Raw genomic sequence first — 16,189 nt, 5'->3', positions numbered from 1 at the left:
GACACCGGTCCGCCCGATCAGATGGTGACCCATTCGGGGGAGATCCGAGAGAGCGCGAACCGCCTCAGCCCGAGCCGCCCACGGTGAACCCGATCGCCGTCCCGCCGCCGTCCCGCCGGAACGCGAAGGGTGCCCCGGCGTGCGCGAGGGCCACCTCCCGCACGATCGACAGCCCGAGCCCCGACCCCGGCAGCGAGCGGGCGTCGGCGGCCCGGTAGAAGCGGTCGAAGACCCGGATCAGGTCGTCCTCGGCGATGCCCGGACCCCGGTCGAGGACCTCGACCCGGACGGTGCCCGGGCGTGCGGGGCCGGCGACGTTGATCTCGATGGGGGCGGTGCCGTCGCGGTCGAACTTCGCCGCGTTCTCGACGAGGTTGGTCACCGCCCGCTGGAGCATCCCGGGCCGGCCGGAGGTGGTCGTGTCGCCGCTCGCCCGGACCAGGATCCGTCGTCCCGTACGGCGCCGTGCGAGCCCCGCGACGTCCTCGGCGATGTCGGCGAGGTCCACCCGCTGGGCCGGTTCGGTGTCGGACTGCCCGGCCGCCAGATCGACCAACTCGTTGACCAGATCGGTCAGTTCGCGTGCCTCCTGACCCAGGTCGGCGACCAGCTCGTCGCGGGTTTCGGGCGGCAGTTCGTCGATGCGGCGCAGCAGGGAGATGTTGGTACGCAACGACGTCAAAGGGGTGCGCAGCTCGTGGCCCGCGTCCTGCACGAGGCGCCGCTGGTCCTCCTCCGACTGGGCCAGCCGCCCCAGCATGCGGTCGAAGGCCCGGCCGAGGCGGCCGACCTCGTCGTATCCGGTGACGGGCACCTGGATGCCGAGCTGCCGGGTGCGGGCGACGTCCTCGGCGGCGTCGGTGAGGACGACCAGGCGGCGGGTGATGCGCCGGGCCAGCCACCAGCCGAAGAGTCCCGCGAGTGTCACCACCGCCGCCATCAGCAGCAGCGTCCGCTGCTGGAGCGCCCGCAGCAGGTCCTCGGTGTCGCTGAACTCCTGGGCGATCTGCACCGCGCCCCGCCCGCCGCCGAGCGCGACGGTCGCGACCCGGTAGACGTCACTGCCGACGTCGACGTCCTTGTGCTGGACCATCCGCCCGGCCGTACCGTCGGCCGCGATCCCCCGGTCGGCGGCCCTGACCGGCAGCCCCGGGCGGCCCGGGTCGACGACCGCGCCGTCGGGGCCCAGCACCTGGACGTCGGTCCGGGCGGGCCGTACCAGATCGTGGCCGGGCGCGGAGGAGGAGAAGTCCTCCGGCCGCATCGGCCGCTGCCGCACCTCGCCGCGCAGATCCTGCACGACCTCGTCGAACACGGACTCCTGGTCCACCCGCACCAGCCGGGCGGCGGCCGTGTACGACAGCAGCCCGACCAGGACGGTGACCACGGCGGTCACGGCGGCGAAGGACACGGCGAAGGTGGAGCGCAGCGAGACGAGTCCGGTCCGCCGGCGTCCGGTCAGCAGGCGCGTGGTCATCAGCCGTGCGAGCCGACGGCGGGCCGGGCCGCCCACTCAGTCCTCCCGGAGCACGTAACCCACCCCGCGCACCGTGTGGATCAGTGCGGGCGCGCCCGGTTCGTCGAGCTTGCGGCGCAGATAGCCGACGTAGACGGCGAGGTTCTTGGAGCCGGGGCCGAAGTCGTAGCCCCAGATGCGGTCGTAGATCGTGGAGTGGTCGAGGACTATGCCGGCGTTGCGCACCAGCAGCTCCAGCAGCTCGAACTCGGTCCGGGTCAGCTCCAGCTCCCGCGCGCCCCGCCAGGCCCGCCGCGCCTGCGGGTCCATCCGCAGCCCGGCCGCCTCGATCAGCCGGCCGGACGGCCCGGGTGCCTGCCTCGGTACGTCGACGGGGGCGCCGTTCGCCTCGCTCGTGCGACGCAGCAGGGCGCGCAGCCGGGCGAAGACCTCCTCGACGTCGAAGGGCTTGACCACATAGTCGTCGGCGCCCGCGTCCAGGCCGGCGATACGGTCCTGGGTCTCCACGAGCGCCGTGAGCATCAGGATCGGGGTGCGGTCGCCCTCGGCGCGCAGCACCCGGCAGACCTGGAGTCCGTCGATGCCGGGCATCATCACGTCGAGCACGAGCACGTCCGGCGGCGTGCGATGGGCCTGCGCCAGCGCCTCCACGCCGTCGGCGACCGCGGTGACCTGATAGCCCTCCAGCGTCAGCGCCCGCTCCAGGGCGTTGCGGATGGCGCGGTCGTCTTCGGCGAGGAGAACAGTCTGGGGCACGGGTTCATACTGCCAAGCCCCCGCGGTCGTACGACGTGATGAGCGGCTCACCGGGTGCCCTTCTTACTGGCCTCTCACCCGGCCGGTCGCAGGGCCGCCAGCTGCTGCTCGAAGGGCACCAGCTCGGGCTCCGCCGCCTTCTTCGCAGGTCGTCCGGCGGTCAGTCCCGACGTCAGCGCCGCCAGCTCGCCCGCGGCCCGCTCGATCCGCCCGTCCAGCCCCTCGGCGCCCCAGTCCTCCGACGCGGCGTACACGCCGGTCGGGACGACCACGGCCCGCAGGTAGGCGAAGAGCGGACGCAGCGCATGCTCCAGGACCAGCGAGTGCCGGGCCGTGCCGCCGGTCGCGGCGATCAGCACCGGCGTGCCCGCCAGCGCGTCCTGCTCGATCACGTCGAAGAACGACTTGAACAGTCCGCTGTAGGACGCCGAGAACACCGGCGTGACGACGATCAGCCCGTCCGCCGAGGTGACCGCGTCGATCGCGGCGGCCAGCTGGCGCCCGGGGAAGCCGTTGGTGAAGTTGTGCGCGATCTCCACGGCGAGGTCGCGCAGCTCCACGACCTCGACGTCCACGGGCGCGGGGGCCTGTCGGCCCACCGCGGCCGCAAGCCGGTCGCCCAGCAGCCGGGTGGAGGAGGGGACGCTCAGCCCCGCGGACACGACGACGAGCTTCATGCGACGGTCACCTCCTGGGCGGCCTTGAGGGAAGCGTGGGTGGGGGCGTCGGGGACGCCGGCCGGGCGGCCCTTCGCGAACTCCTTGCGGAGCACCGGCACGACCTCCTCGCCGAGCAGGTCGAGCTGCTCCAGCACGGTCTTCAGCGGCAGCCCGGCGTGGTCCATCAGGAACAGCTGGCGCTGGTAGTCACCGGCGTACTCGCGGAAGCCCAGCGTCTTCTCGATGACCTGCTGCGGGGAGCCGACGGTCAGCGGGGTCTGGTCCATGAAGTCCTCCAGCGACGGGCCGTGCCCGTAGACCGGCGCGACGTCGAAGTAGGGCCGGAACTCGCGGATCGCGTCCTGGGAGTTCTTCCGCATGAAGACCTGACCGCCCAGCCCGACGATCGCCTGCTCGGGCGTGCCGTGCCCGTAGTGGGCGTACCGGCTGCGGTACAGCTCGACCATCTGCTTGGTGTGGTCGGCCGGCCAGAAGATGTTGTTGTGGAAGAAGCCGTCGCCGTAGTACGCGGCCTGCTCGGCGATCTCCGGCGAGCGGATCGAGCCGTGCCAGACGAACGGCGCCACGCCGTCCAGCGGCCGGGGCGTGGACGTGAAGCCCTGGAGCGGCGTACGGAACTTGCCCTCCCAGTTCACGACGTCCTCGCGCCACAGCCGGTGCAGCAGGGCGTAGTTCTCGATGGCGAGGTTGATGCCCTGCCGGATGTCCTGACCGAACCAGGGGTAGACCGGGCCGGTGTTGCCGCGGCCCATCATCAGGTCCATCCGGCCGTCGGCCAGGTGCTGGAGCATCGCGAAGTCCTCCGCGATCTTCACCGGGTCGTTGGTGGTGATCAGGGTCGTGGAAGTGGAGAGGACCAGCCGCTCCGTCCGCGCCGCGATGTAGCCGAGCATCGTCGTCGGCGACGACGGCACGAAGGGCGGGTTGTGGTGCTCGCCGGTCGCGAAGACGTCGAGCCCGACCTCCTCGGCCTTCAGCGCGATCGCGACCATGGCCTTGATGCGCTCACGCTCGGTCGGCGTACGGCCCGTGGTGGGGTCCGGCGTCACATCGCCGACGCTGAAGATCCCGAACTGCATGGTCGCTCATCCTCCAGGTTGTTGACGGTTCAACTATACCCGGAGAACCGAGACCGCCCGAGGACTATTCCCCAGCGCCTCGCCAGTACGGATCCCTGCCGGTCCGCGCGAGCAGCCGTTCGAACGCCGACGCGTCCTCGGGCTCCGGCACCGGCTCCGCGAACACCCCCATCTTCCTGGCCGTCGGCGCCAGCTCGTCCACCGCGCCGGACAGCTCCGCCACGACCGCCTGGTCGGCCCCCGGGTACGCCTGGCCCGTCGCCCGCGCCAGGTCCCACACATGCACCGTCAGATCCAGCAGCGCCATCGAGCCGACCAGCCGCGCCGGCATGTTCATCCCGCCCGTCGTGCCCTCCTCGGCACCCGGCGCGGACCAGGCGCTCACCAGCCGGTCCGTCTCCCGGGCGAGCCGCTCACGCCACTCGGGACCCTCGGCGACCCGGTCGGGCGTCTCACCGAAGTCCGAGGCCTCCTTCACGGCCAGCCGCTGGAACTGCACGATCACCTGGAAGAGGTGATTGACCAGCGCCCGTACGTCGTACTCGGCACAGGGCGTGGGAGCGGCGAGCGTCGCGTCGGGAATGCCCCGCACCACCGGAACCGCCCGCTCCCGTGCCAGGCCCAGCAGCTCACCGATGCCGTACGTCTTCACAGGGTTCGTGTCCATGCTCCGACCGTAGGGACCTCCACGACTGCCCATCTTGAAGAAACGCGACGTACGATCCGCCCATGGAGGCACCCCGCCACGACACCCGCGGGATCGTCGACCCGTCCGGGCTGCTGAACCACGTACGGTTCCGCCGCCACGAGCCGGCCGAGCCGCTGCGCCGGTACATCGAGTGGTACTGGCTCATCGACTGGGACCTGCCCACGCCCTACGCCTCCCACGTCCTCCCGCACCCGGCGGTCAACCTCACCTTCCAGTGGGACGAGGACGAGAGGCCCCCGTATGCCGAGGTCACCGGCGTGGCACTGGGTCTCTTCACCCGGAAGCTGACCGGCCGGGGCCGGGTCTGCGGGGTGAAGTTCCGGCCGGGCGGCTTCCGGCCGTACGTCCCGAAGACCCCGGTGTCCCGGGGGACGGGCCGTGCGCTGCCCGCCGCCGAGGTGTTCCCGGGGGCCACGGGTGAGGCCGCCCGCGCGATCGTCGCCCCCGCCGACGACCTGGACCGGGCGGCCGCCCTCGACGCCTTCGTGCTGGCTCTGCCCTGCGCCCCCGACCCCCAGGCCGACCTCGCCATGAGCCTCGTCCAGCGGATCCGCGCCGACCGCACGGTCCGCCGCGTCGGCGACTTCGCCGAGTCACAGGACATGTCGGTGCGGGCGCTGCAACGGCTGTTCTCGACGTACGTCGGCGTCAGCCCGAAATGGGTCCTGCTCCGCTACCGCATCCACGAAGCCCTGGAACAGGCCGCCACCCGCGACGACGTCGACTGGGCCACCCTCGCCACCGAGCTCGGCTATGCCGACCAGGCCCATCTGGTGCGGGACTTCACCGCGACGGTGGGGGTGCCGCCGACGGCGTACGCGCAGGGCGTGCGCTGACTCCCCGGCACCGGGGGCGGGACCGGCCGGCGGACGTCAGAAGTAGTACGTGTCCCCGGTGTCCAGCACCAGCACCCGCTGCTGCTCGCTCCGCTTCGCCTCCACCGCCCCGCCGGTGAGCACCGTGTCGAACTCCAGCAGCACCTCCGACGGTGCCTCCCGCAGCCGTACCCGCAGGTCCAGCCGCTCCCCGACGCCGTCCGCGGGCAGCGCCGCGACCCGGCACAGCACCGCACGCTCACCCGCCAGAGCACACCCCTCCGGCAGGGACTGCCGGTCCGCCAGCGGCTCGGACCAGCGGATCCGCACCGTCGAGTCCGGTACGGCGCCGGGCCCTGGATTGTGCGGCGTGAACCGTACGTCGACGCCGCCGGCGACCATGTCGACGGAGCCGTGATAGGCGAGCTCCGCCTCGGGACCGCCCAGCGCTCCGGCGGCCGGCGCCATCCCGCCGACCGCCGTCACCACGGCCGCACCGCACACCACAGCAATCCGCATCCGCCGCATACGCCCGCTCCTCGCTCCACGTGGTCGTACGCATGTATCCCACCGCGGAGCGGCCGGCAGGCGCCGTCCAACAGGTGAATGGACCGGGCGGCGGCTCAGGCCGGCTCGTCCGGCAGCAGTCCCAGCTGTGCCAGGAAGTCCATCTCGTCGAAGTAGAGCCGGTAGTCGACGATCTGCCCCTTCTCGTCGACGGTGGCGAGGTCCACCCCGCGGATCCTGATCTCCTTCTGTGTCGGGGGCAGTGTCCGGCCGTCGGGCAACTGGATCGGCCCGGTGTTCCGGCCGGTGAAGACGCCCTCGTCGATGGCGGTGTCGCCGACCTCGTACGAGTGCACCGACTCGTAGGTGCCGTCCGGGACCGCCTGCGTCATCTGACGCCAGTACTCGGTGATGTCGTCCCGCCCGTGGAGCTCCCCGCCGTCGGGGGTGACGGCGACCGCGTCCGGTGCGTAGAGCTCGGCGAGGCTCCCGGAGTCCGCCGTGGTGATCGCTGCGGTGAGCCGGTCCATGACCTCTCGTGCCTGTCCCATGATCCACCTCCTGCTCTGAGGATCACCCGTCTCATTGTCCCACCGCACCGCCCGCCTATCCTGGCCGGACGGTCTCCGGACTCGACCACCCACTAGGAGCAGCCATGGCCACCGCCGCACCGTCCGCCGTCTCCCGCATCGCCGTCATCACCGGTGCGAGCAGCGGAATCGGCGCCGCCACGGCCCGACAGCTCGCCGCGGCCGGCTACCGGGTCGTGCTGACCGCCCGCCGCAAGGACCGCATCGAGGCGCTCGCCGAGGAGATCAACGCGGCCGGCCACTCGGCGACGGCCTACCAGCTGGACGTGACGGACCGCGCCGCGGTCGACGAGTTCGCGACGGCCTTCAAGACGATCGGCGTCCTCGTCAACAACGCGGGCGGCGCGCTCGGCGCCGACCCGGTCGCGACCGGCGACCCCGCCGACTGGCGCACGATGTACGAGACGAACGTCATCGGCACCCTGAACCTCACCCAGGCCCTGCTCCCCGCGCTGGAGGCGAGCGGCGACGGCACGGTGGTCGTCCTGTCCTCCACGGCCGGCTTCAGCACGTACGAGGGGGGCGCGGGCTATGTCGCCGCCAAGCACGGCGCCCATGTCCTCGCCGAGACGCTCCGCCTGGAGATCGTCGGCCGTCCGGTCCGCGTCATCGAGGTCGCCCCCGGCATGGTCAGGACCGACGAGTTCGCCCTGACCCGCTTCGGCGGCGACAAGGAGAAGGCAGCCAAGGTCTACCAGGGCGTTGCGGAGCCCCTCACGGCCGACGATGTGGCCGACACCATCACCTGGGCGGTCACCCGCCCCAGCCACGTCAACATCGACCTCCTGGTCGTCCGCCCCCGCGCCCAGGCGTCCAACAGCAAGGTGCACCGGGAACTGTGACCCCGGACCGGAAGGACCCGCACGACGAACGCCAGATGTGGTGGTGGCTCGGCTACTTCCTGTTCGGCATCCACATCGTGGCGTTCGTGATGATCTACGCGGTGACGCACGCGCCGAAGTGAGCCTCGTCAACACGAGCAAGGCCCCCGGTTCACACCGGGGGCCTTGTGCGTCAACCCTTCACGCAAACAACCTGCTTCAGCTTCGCCACGACCTCCACGAGATCCCGCTGCTGGTCGATGACCTGCTCGATCGGCTTGTAGGCGCCCGGGATCTCATCCACGACACCGGAGTCCTTACGGCACTCCACGCCCCGTGTCTGCTCCTCCAGGTCCTTCGTCGAGAACCGGCGCTTGGCCGCGTTCCGGCTCATGCGCCGACCCGCGCCGTGCGAGGCGGAGTTGAAGGACTTCGCGTTGCCGAGGCCCTTCACGATGTACGAACCCGTGCCCATGGAGCCCGGGATGATGCCGTACTCGCCCGAGCCCGCCCGGATCGCGCCCTTACGGGTCACGAGCAGGTCCATGCCGTCGTAGCGCTCCTCGGCCACGTAGTTGTGGTGTGCGCTGATCTCCGGCTCGAAGGTCGGCTTCGCCTTCTTGAACTCCCTGCGGACCACGTCCTTCAGGAGCGCCATCATGAGCGTGCGGTTGTACTTGGCGTACTCCTGCGCCCAGAACAGGTCGTTGCGGTACGCCGCCATCTGCGGGGTGTCCGCGACGAAGACGGCGAGGTCGCGGTCGACCAGGCCCTGGTTGTGCGGGAGCTTCTGGGCCACGCCGATGTGGAACTCGGCCAGTTCCTTGCCGATGTTCCGGGAACCGGAGTGCAGCATCAACCAGACGGAACCGTCCGTATCCGTGCAGACCTCGACAAAGTGGTTACCGCTTCCCAGCGTTCCCATCTGCTTGCCCGCGCGCTCCTGACGGAACTTGACCGCGTCCGCGATCCCGTCGAACCGCCCCCAGAAGTCGTCCCACCCGGCGGTGGCGAACCCGTGCATCCGCCCCGGATCCACGGGGGCGTCATGCATCCCCCGGCCCACCGGAATGGCCTGCTCGATCTTCGACCGCAGCCGCGACAGGTCCCCCGGCAGGTCGTTCGCCGTCAGCGACGTCTTCACCGCCGACATCCCGCAGCCGATGTCGACCCCCACCGCCGCGGGACACACGGCGCCCCGCATGGCGATGACGGACCCGACCGTCGCCCCCTTGCCGTAGTGCACGTCCGGCATCACGGCGAGGCCCTTGATCCACGGCAGGGTCGCGACGTTCCGCAGCTGCTGCAGCGCCACGTCCTCGACCGTCGCCGGGTCGGTCCACATACGGATGGGAACCTTCGCGCCCGGCATTTCCACGTACGACATATCGTCCTCATTCCCCCGGAAATCACATACAAGTCTGAAATCGCAAAACCGGCGCCAAGGTCGATGAAAAGGGACAACGGACCGGCGTCCACGGCTGTGCGTGCGATACACATTGTCTCCAGCGGGCGCCCCCGCGCGGCAAGCGAATAACCAGCGGGGACACTGAAGACCGGCAACCGACCGACCACACCCCCACCGTCGAGAGGAGCCTGACCGTGCAGCGGAAGGCCTACGTATCCGGCGTCGCCGCGCTCCTCGCGGCGCTGCTGGCCGGCTGCACCGGCAGCTCCGACACCAGCGGCACGGCCGACGACTCCAACCCCGGCGACTCCGGTACGGCGGCCGCGACGGCCGAACCGGGCCGCTACCGCACGCTGCCCGAACCGTGCGGCGTGCCCGGCGAGGAGACGCTCGACTCGCTGCTGCCGGGCATCCGGGAGATCACGGACGCCGAGCAGCGCGAGAAGGCCTACGAGGGCACACCGACGCTCACCTATGACACCGACCGCAAGGTCGGCTGCCGTTGGAAGGTCGAGTCGGCCGACGCCACCGACCACCTCTTCATCGACTTCGAGCGGGTCGTGTCGTACACCGGCGCGGTCAGCGACGACAGCGAGGCGGAGCAGCTCTTCGGGACCAGGCAGACGGCCGCGGACCTGCCCGTGCCGACGAGCACCGACACCGTCGACGACGAGAGCTCCGGGTCCGCCGACCCCAGCGGCTCACCGTCCTCCTCGCCCTCGAACTCCGCGTCCCCGTCCGTTTCGTCCTCCCCTTCCGCCTCCACCTCCGGCTCCCCCTCCACGTCCGCCTCCACCGACGGCACGCCCTCGGCCGAACTCCAGCCCCGCGTCCTGGACGACCTCGCCGACGAGGCCTTCATCGACGACGCGCTCAGCAGCTCGGGTTCGACGGCGCAGCAGCGCACGGTGACTGTGGCGTTCCGCACGTCCAACGTGATCGTGACGATCGAGTACGAGGAGCAGCCGGCCACCGTCGGCACGGTCCCGGACAGCGAGGAAATGCAGGACAGGGCCCAGAAACTGGCCGCACAACTGGCGGACGCGCTCGGGGACTAGCGCACCGCTTTCACATCTCCGCCCCCTTGTGCGACGTAACCGAAACGAGACCACACAGCTCCTTCACCGCGTACCGTGGCCCCTCGGATCCGATCCGACCGCAGGGACCACGAGTGTCAGCCATGAGTGAAGGAACCATGCAGCGAGCAGTAGAGCGTGACCAGCAGGACCGGGATGAGAAGCGCGAGCGGCGGGCGAGGGGCCTGCGCCGCGCCCTTGTCTGCGCGGCGGCCGTCCCCGTGATGCTGGTCGCCGCGGGGTGCTCCTCGGACTCCGGCTCGCAGGAGAAGGCCGCCGACGGCAGCACGAAGACCTCGGCGTCGCCGTCCGGGAGCCCGTCGCCGACGGTGCAGGCGGCCGTGTACAAGGCGCTTCCCGAGCCGTGCAAGGTGCTGGCGAAGAAGACGCTGGAGGACCTGGTCCCGGAGGCCAAGTCCGGCAAGACGGGCTCTTCGGGCGACGCGGCGACGCGCGGCTCCTGCTCCTGGAGCAGCCTGGACAACAACGGCGTGAAGGGCTCGCAGTTCCGCTGGCTCAACGTCTCCCTGCTGCGCTTCGAGTCCGACGTCACCCGCGGTTCGGGCGACGAACTGGCACGGGAGTACTACGAGACACAGCTGCAGGACGCCAAGTCGGTGTCCGGCGCGAAGGGCACCAAGTCGGAGCCGGTCGCCGGGGTGGGCGACGAGGCGACGGCGGTGCGCTACGACCTGAAGAAGAAGGAAGGCACCTTCAAGCAGGAGACGGTCGTGACCCGGGTCGAGAACGTCGTCGTCACGCTCGACTACAACGGCGCCGGTCTCGCCGGTGACAAGGCCCCCAGCGCGGACGCGCTGAACAAGCTCGCGCAGAAGGCGGCCAAGGAGATCGTGGCCTCGGTGGCGAAGGCGAACGGCGGCGGCGACGCGGGCACGCCGAGCGGCGCCCCCTCGAAGTCGGCGTCGAAGTCTCCTTCGAAGAGCCCGTCGAAGGCGGCATCCAGCTCCCCCTCCAAGTCAGCGGCAAAGAAGAGCTGACCGTCACACCCGGCCCACCGCCGGGTCACAACTCGCAGCTCAGCCAGGCCCTTTGCGTGAGCCCGGCCCGTCCTCGGGCCGGGCTCGCTCCGTACCGGGAGAACGGACGCCGTAGGGATGTGCCACCCTGTTGCGCGCAACAACACGCAAGGGGAGGGGAGTACGAGTGGCCGGGCCACCGCAGCTGACTCGGATGCACCGCGTTCTCATCGGCGTGGTCGTGTTCGGCGCAGTGATCATCGCCGGCATCGGCTTCGCCGGTTCGTACGCGGCCGTCCGAGAGCTGGCCATCCAGAAGGGCTTCGGGAACTTCAGCTATGTCTTCCCGATAGGCATCGACGCGGGCATCTGTGTCCTGCTCGCCCTCGACCTCCTGCTGACCTGGATCCGAATACCGTTCCCGCTGCTGCGGCAGACCGCCTGGCTGCTGACGATCGCGACGATCGCGTTCAACGGCGCGGCGGCGTGGCCGGACCCGCTGGGCGTCGGCATGCACGCGGTGATCCCGATCCTGTTCGTGGTGGCCGTGGAGGCCGCCCGCCATGCGATCGGCCGCATAGCGGACATCACGGCCGACAAGCACATGGAAGGCGTCCGCCTCACGCGCTGGCTCCTCTCCCCCCTGCCGACCTTCCTGCTGTGGCGCCGCATGAAGCTGTGGGAGCTGCGCTCCTACGACCAGGTCATCAAGCTGGAGCAGGAGCGCCTGGTGTACCAGGCCCGGCTGCGCTCCCGCTTCGGCCGCGCCTGGCGCCGCAAGGCCCCGGTGGAGTCCCTCATGCCGCTGCGCCTGGCGAAGTACGGCGTCCCGCTGGCGGACACCGCTCCGGCGGGGTTGGCGGCGGCGGGAATCGAGCCGGCGCTGCTGCCGCCGGCGCCCAAGCAGGCGCTGGACACGGCGCCCGCGGCGGCCGCCCAGCCCGCCGGTGGTCGTGCCCCGGTGGCGGCGCCCGGCCCGGAGCGAGCGGCACCTCCCGGCGAGCAGCGCCCCGAGCTGGTCGGCGCCCTGGACGCCGAGCAGCAGCAATACCTGCAGGACTGGTTCAACACCCCCCGCCAGGTCGAGTACCAGGGCAGCTACAACCCGCAGTACAACCCCCAGAACCACTACGAGCAGTGGTACGAGGAGCAGCTCCAGGCCGAGCAGTACCAGGAGCGGTTCCCGGAGGAACCGCCCGTCCAGGAACCCTCCCCCGAGGACACCGGCACCTTCCCGATCCCGGTCACCGGCAACCGCACCCGCCAGCTCGGCGAGGGCGGCGGCCCGCCGGAGGCCCCGGAACCGACCGACGAGGACTACTACCAGGTCTTCCGCCAGTCGATCGACGGCAGCTTCCCCACCCCCCGCGTCCTCGGCGACAACATCCAGGCGACGTACGGCTCCACACTGAGCGTCAGCGAGCTGAAGACCCTCACGGAACGCTTCCAGGCCCGCTTCAACACGGAGCTGGAAGAAGACCACATCGCATGAGAGAAGGGGCCCTCCGAGGAGGACCCCTTCTCAACGAACCCCCGCGCTACTCGCCGAGCAGGCGCCGCACCCGCTCCTGCCCCACCGCCAGCAGCAGCGTGGGCAGCCGCGGCCCCGTGTCCCGCCCCACCAGCAGGTGGTACAGCAGCGCGAAGAACGTCCGCTGGGCGGTCTTGATCTCGGCCGGCAGCTCCTTGGGCGTGGCGTCCGCGGAGAACCCGGCCTGCACCTTGGGCACGCCGTAGACGAGGTGGGTCAGCCCGTCCAGCGACCAGTGCTCGGCGAGACCGTCGAGCAGCAGCCGCAGCGACTGCTGGGCCGCCTCGTCGAGGGACTTCAGCAGCTCGGCGTCGGGCTCGCCGCGCACGATGGTGCGCTGGTCGGCGGGCACCTGCGTGTTGATCCACGCCTCGGCCTTGTCGTACCGGGGGCGGGCCTCGTCCAGCGTGGCCAGCGGGTTCTCCGGGTCCAGCTCGGAGAGGATCCGCAGCGCCTGGTCCGCGTGCCCGGCGGTGATGTCGGCGACGGACGCGAGCGTCCGGTACGGCATCGGCCGCGGTGTGCGCGGCAGCTCACCGGCGGCCGTACGCACGGCACGGGAGTGCGCGGCGACATCGGCCGGCAGCGCGGAGCCGTCGGCCACCTTCGCGTCCAGCTTGTCCCACTCGTCGTAGAGCCGCTGGATCTCCTGGTCGAAGGCGATCTTGAAGGACTGGTTGGGCCGCCGCCGGGCGTAGAGCCACCGCAGGATCTGCGGCTCCATGATCTTCAGCGCGTCGCCCGGCGTGGGCACCCCGCCCCGCGAGGACGACATCTTCGCCATCCCGGAGATCCCCACGAAGGCGTACATGGGCCCGATCGGCTGCTTGCCGCCGAAGATCCCGACGATCTGGCCACCGACCTGGAAGCTCGAACCCGGCGACGAGTGGTCGACGCCGCTCGGCTCGAAGACGACCCCCTCGTAGGCCCATCGCATGGGCCAGTCGACCTTCCAGACCAGCTTGCCGCGGTTGAACTCGTTGAGCCGGACGGTCTCGGCGAAGCCGCACTCGTTGCAGGTGTACGACAGCTCGGTGGTGTCGTCGATGTACGAGGTGACGGTCGTGAGGTCCTTCTCGCAGTTGCCGCAGTAGGGCTTGTACGGGAAGTACCCGGCGGAGCCGGAGCTGCCGTCGTCCTCGCCGGCCGCCCCGGAGCCCTCGGCGGCCTCCAGCTCGGCCTCGTCGACGGGCTTCTGCGACTTCTTCGCGCCGCCCTTCGTCCTGGTCCGGTACTGGGCGAGAACAGCGTCGATGTCGCCGCGGTGCTTCATGGCGTGCAGGACCTGCTCGCGGTACACGCCGGAGGTGTACTGCGCCGTCTGGCTGATCCCGTCGAACTCCACACCCATCTCGGCGAGCGCCTCGACCATCGCCGCCTTGAAGTGCTCGGCCCAGTTCGGGTACGGCGAGCCCGCCGGCGCCGGGACGGAGGTCAGCGGCTTGCCGATGTGCTCGGCCCACGACTCGTCGACCCCGGCGATCCCGGCCGGCACCTTGCGGTAGCGGTCGTAGTCGTCCCAGGAGATCAGGTGCCGGACCTCGTGCCCGCGGCGCCGGATCTCGTCGGCGACCAGGTGCGGGGTCATGACCTCGCGCAGGTTGCCCAGATGGATGGGTCCGGAGGGGGAGAGTCCGGAAGCGACGACGACCGGTTTGCCCGGGGCCCGACGCTCCGACTCCTCGATGACCTCATCCGCGAAACGGGAGACCCAGTCGGTGGTCTCGGTGCTCTGAGCCACGATCGGCACGTCCTTCTTTCTCCAGGGCAGCCGTACGGTCAACGGCCGGCGCCCCATTCTCCCAGACGGCATCGCGCCCGGGAAAACCGCTTTACCCCCCATGGGATACTGAGCGTGTCTATCGATTCCCACGAGGAGAACGGCACCCATCCCATGACCTCGGTCAAGTCGCTCACCGATCAAGTCCAGCAGCGTCTCGCGAACGCACTCTCGGCCACCCGGCCGGAGGCCGACGCGGACCCGTTGTTGCGACGTAGCGACCGGGCCGACTTCCAGGCCAATGGGATCCTGGCGCTCGCCAAGAAGGCCAAGTCGAACCCCCGGGAGCTGGCGACGCAGGTCGTCGGCAACATCGTCACCGGTGACGTGATCAAGGACGTCGAGGTCTCCGGACCCGGCTTCCTCAACATCACGATCGCCGACCGGGCGATCACCGAGAACCTCGCCGCACGGCACGCGGACGCCGAGCGTCTCGGCGTGCCGCTGAAGGAGAACGCGGGCATCACGGTCGTCGACTACGCCCAGCCGAACGTGGCCAAGGAGATGCACGTCGGCCATCTGCGGTCGGCGGTCATCGGCGACGCCCTGCGCGGCATGCTCGACTTCACCGGCGAGAAGACGATCGGCCGGCACCACATCGGCGACTGGGGCACCCAGTTCGGCATGCTCATCCAGCACCTGTTCGAGCACCCCGGCGAGCTGGCCCCCGCGGCCGACGTCGACGGCGAGCAGGCGATGAGCAACCTGAACCGGGTGTACAAGGCGTCGCGTGCGGTCTTCGACTCGGACGAGGAGTTCAAGGAGCGGGCCCGGGGGCGGGTCGTCGCCCTGCAGTCCGGTGACAAGGAGACCCTCGAGCTGTGGCAGCAGTTCGTGGACGAGTCGAAGGTCTACTTCTACTCGGTCTTCGAGAAGCTGGACATGGAGATCCGCGACGAGGAGATCGTCGGCGAGTCCGCGTACAACGACGGCATGCCCGAGACCGCCCGCCTCCTGGAGGAGATGGGTGTCGCGGTGCGCTCCGAGGGCGCGCTCGTCGTCTTCTTCGACGAGATCCGGGGCAAGGACGACAAGCCGGTCCCGCTGATCGTGCAGAAGGCCGACGGCGGCTTCGGCTACGCCGCCTCCGACCTGACCGCGATCCGCAACCGCGTCTCCGACCTGCACGCGACGTCGCTGATCTACGTCGTGGACGTGCGGCAGTCGCTGCACTTCAAGATGGTCTTCGAGACGGCCCGGCGGGCCGGCTGGCTGAGCGACGACGTCACCGCGCACAACATGGGTTACGGCACGGTGCTCGGCGCGGACGGCAAGCCGTTCAAGACGCGTGAGGGCGAGACCGTACGTCTGGAGGACCTGCTGGACGAGGCGGTCGAGCGGGCGACGGCGGTCGTCCGCGAGAAGGCCGAGAAGGTGGGCCTGACCGAGGAGGAGATCGTCGAGAACGGTCGGTACGTCGGGATCGGCGCCGTGAAGTACGCGGACCTGTCGACGTCGCCGAACCGTGACTACAAGTTCGACCTGGACCAGATGGTGTCGCTGAACGGCGACACGTCGGTCTACCTCCAGTACGCGTACGCCCGTATCAAGTCGATCCTGCGCAAGGCAGGGGGAGCTGCCCCTCTCGCGCACCCGGAGCTCGAACTCGCCCCGGCGGAGCGGGCTTTGGGCCTGCACCTGGACGCGTTCGGCGACACGGTCTTCGAGGCGGCCGCGGAGTACGCACCGCACAAGCTGGCCGCCTACCTGTACCAGCTGGCGTCGCACCTGACGACCTTCTACGACCAGTGCCCGGTCCTCAAGGCCGAGACCCCGGAGCAGACGGAGAACCGGCTGTTCCTGGTCGAGCTGACGGCCCGGACCCTCCACGAGGGCATGGCCCTGCTGGGCATCCGGACGCCCGAGCGGCTCTGAGCGCCTCAGGAATTCGGACGCGGGGGGGCCCCCCCCCCCCAGGGGGGGGGAGCGGGGTCCTGTTGTTGTGGCGGGGGGTGGAGGAAGGGGGGGGAAGGGCTAGTCTCC

16 protein-coding genes are annotated in these 16,189 nt (G+C 70.5%); 7 read left to right on the top strand and 9 right to left on the bottom strand.

Features of this window, described 5'->3' with window-relative positions:
• Positions 1-64: 64 nt before the first annotated feature.
• The 5 genes from ACFQ6S_RS39455 to ACFQ6S_RS39435 form a co-directional block, all read right to left on the bottom strand.
• Positions 65-1,477: an ATP-binding protein gene (locus ACFQ6S_RS39455; protein WP_383420351.1), complete on the bottom strand. Its 1,413-nt coding sequence runs from the start codon at positions 1,475-1,477 to the stop codon at positions 65-67.
• 36 nt (positions 1,478-1,513) lie between these two features.
• Positions 1,514-2,233, bottom strand: coding sequence for a response regulator transcription factor (locus tag ACFQ6S_RS39450; protein WP_383420350.1), 720 nt, complete (start codon positions 2,231-2,233; stop codon positions 1,514-1,516).
• Between the two features lie 74 nt (positions 2,234-2,307).
• A complete protein-coding gene (locus tag ACFQ6S_RS39445) occupies positions 2,308-2,910 on the bottom strand; it encodes an FMN reductase (protein WP_383420348.1) in 603 nt (200 codons plus the stop codon).
• A complete protein-coding gene (locus tag ACFQ6S_RS39440) occupies positions 2,907-3,992 on the bottom strand; it encodes an LLM class flavin-dependent oxidoreductase (protein WP_383420346.1) in 1,086 nt (361 codons plus the stop codon). Before ACFQ6S_RS39440 ends, ACFQ6S_RS39445 begins: the two co-directional genes overlap by 4 nt.
• A 64-nt stretch (positions 3,993-4,056) precedes the next feature.
• Positions 4,057-4,659 carry a TIGR03086 family metal-binding protein gene (locus ACFQ6S_RS39435; RefSeq protein ID WP_383420344.1) on the bottom strand — a complete coding sequence of 201 codons (603 nt, stop codon included), beginning with the start codon at positions 4,657-4,659 and terminating at the stop codon, positions 4,057-4,059.
• A gap of 62 nt (positions 4,660-4,721) precedes the next feature.
• Here ACFQ6S_RS39435 and ACFQ6S_RS39430 point away from each other — a divergent pair, with 62 nt between their 5' ends.
• A complete protein-coding gene (locus ACFQ6S_RS39430) occupies positions 4,722-5,537 on the top strand; it encodes a DUF6597 domain-containing transcriptional factor (protein ID WP_383420342.1) in 816 nt (271 codons plus the stop codon).
• 36 nt (positions 5,538-5,573) lie between these two features.
• Here ACFQ6S_RS39430 and ACFQ6S_RS39425 read toward each other — a convergent pair whose 3' ends face one another.
• Both ACFQ6S_RS39425 and ACFQ6S_RS39420 read right to left on the bottom strand, forming a co-directional pair.
• Positions 5,574-6,035, bottom strand: a complete 462-nt coding sequence (locus tag ACFQ6S_RS39425; protein ID WP_383420798.1) for a hypothetical protein — start codon at positions 6,033-6,035, stop codon at positions 5,574-5,576.
• Between the two features lie 104 nt (positions 6,036-6,139).
• Positions 6,140-6,574 (bottom strand): ester cyclase, encoded by a 435-nt coding sequence (locus ACFQ6S_RS39420; protein ID WP_383420340.1) that lies wholly within the window; start codon positions 6,572-6,574, stop codon positions 6,140-6,142.
• 104 nt (positions 6,575-6,678) lie between these two features.
• Between ACFQ6S_RS39420 and ACFQ6S_RS39415 the strand changes: the two genes are divergently transcribed.
• Positions 6,679-7,455, top strand: coding sequence for an SDR family NAD(P)-dependent oxidoreductase (locus ACFQ6S_RS39415; RefSeq protein ID WP_383420338.1), 777 nt, complete (start codon positions 6,679-6,681; stop codon positions 7,453-7,455).
• Positions 7,452-7,577: a hypothetical protein gene (locus ACFQ6S_RS39410; protein ID WP_383420336.1), complete on the top strand. Its 126-nt coding sequence runs from the start codon at positions 7,452-7,454 to the stop codon at positions 7,575-7,577. Before ACFQ6S_RS39415 ends, ACFQ6S_RS39410 begins: the two co-directional genes overlap by 4 nt.
• 50 nt (positions 7,578-7,627) lie before the next feature.
• Here ACFQ6S_RS39410 and ACFQ6S_RS39405 read toward each other — a convergent pair whose 3' ends face one another.
• Positions 7,628-8,821: an RtcB family protein gene (locus tag ACFQ6S_RS39405; RefSeq protein ID WP_383420334.1), complete on the bottom strand. Its 1,194-nt coding sequence runs from the start codon at positions 8,819-8,821 to the stop codon at positions 7,628-7,630.
• Positions 8,822-9,036: 215 nt separating this feature from the next.
• On the opposite strand from ACFQ6S_RS39405, the gene ACFQ6S_RS39400 reads away from it, so the two are divergent.
• From ACFQ6S_RS39400 to ACFQ6S_RS39390, 3 genes are all read left to right on the top strand, one after another.
• Entirely contained in the window at positions 9,037-9,900 is an 864-nt protein-coding gene (locus ACFQ6S_RS39400; RefSeq protein WP_383420332.1) for a DUF3558 domain-containing protein, read from the top strand.
• A gap of 137 nt (positions 9,901-10,037) precedes the next feature.
• Positions 10,038-10,916 carry a DUF3558 family protein gene (locus ACFQ6S_RS39395; RefSeq protein ID WP_383420330.1) on the top strand — a complete coding sequence of 293 codons (879 nt, stop codon included), beginning with the start codon at positions 10,038-10,040 and terminating at the stop codon, positions 10,914-10,916.
• A gap of 193 nt (positions 10,917-11,109) precedes the next feature.
• On the top strand, positions 11,110-12,387 hold the full coding sequence (locus ACFQ6S_RS39390; protein WP_383420328.1) for a DUF2637 domain-containing protein: 1,278 nt from the start codon (positions 11,110-11,112) through the stop codon (positions 12,385-12,387).
• 46 nt (positions 12,388-12,433) lie between these two features.
• Here ACFQ6S_RS39390 and lysS read toward each other — a convergent pair whose 3' ends face one another.
• Positions 12,434-14,176: a lysine--tRNA ligase gene (lysS, locus tag ACFQ6S_RS39385; RefSeq protein ID WP_383420326.1), complete on the bottom strand. Its 1,743-nt coding sequence runs from the start codon at positions 14,174-14,176 to the stop codon at positions 12,434-12,436.
• A 144-nt stretch (positions 14,177-14,320) separates the two neighbouring features.
• Here lysS and argS point away from each other — a divergent pair, with 144 nt between their 5' ends.
• Complete coding sequence (gene argS / locus ACFQ6S_RS39380) at positions 14,321-16,081, top strand: arginine--tRNA ligase (protein WP_383420796.1); 1,761 nt, start codon at positions 14,321-14,323, stop codon at positions 16,079-16,081.
• The last annotated feature ends 108 nt before the right edge of the window (positions 16,082-16,189 follow it).

This window comes from Streptomyces sp. NPDC056479, from assembly GCF_042795335.1.
Classification (GTDB): domain Bacteria; phylum Actinomycetota; class Actinomycetes; order Streptomycetales; family Streptomycetaceae; genus Streptomyces.
Note: the sequence above shows the minus strand (reverse complement) of the source record. Positions and strands in the feature narration are given on the sequence as shown.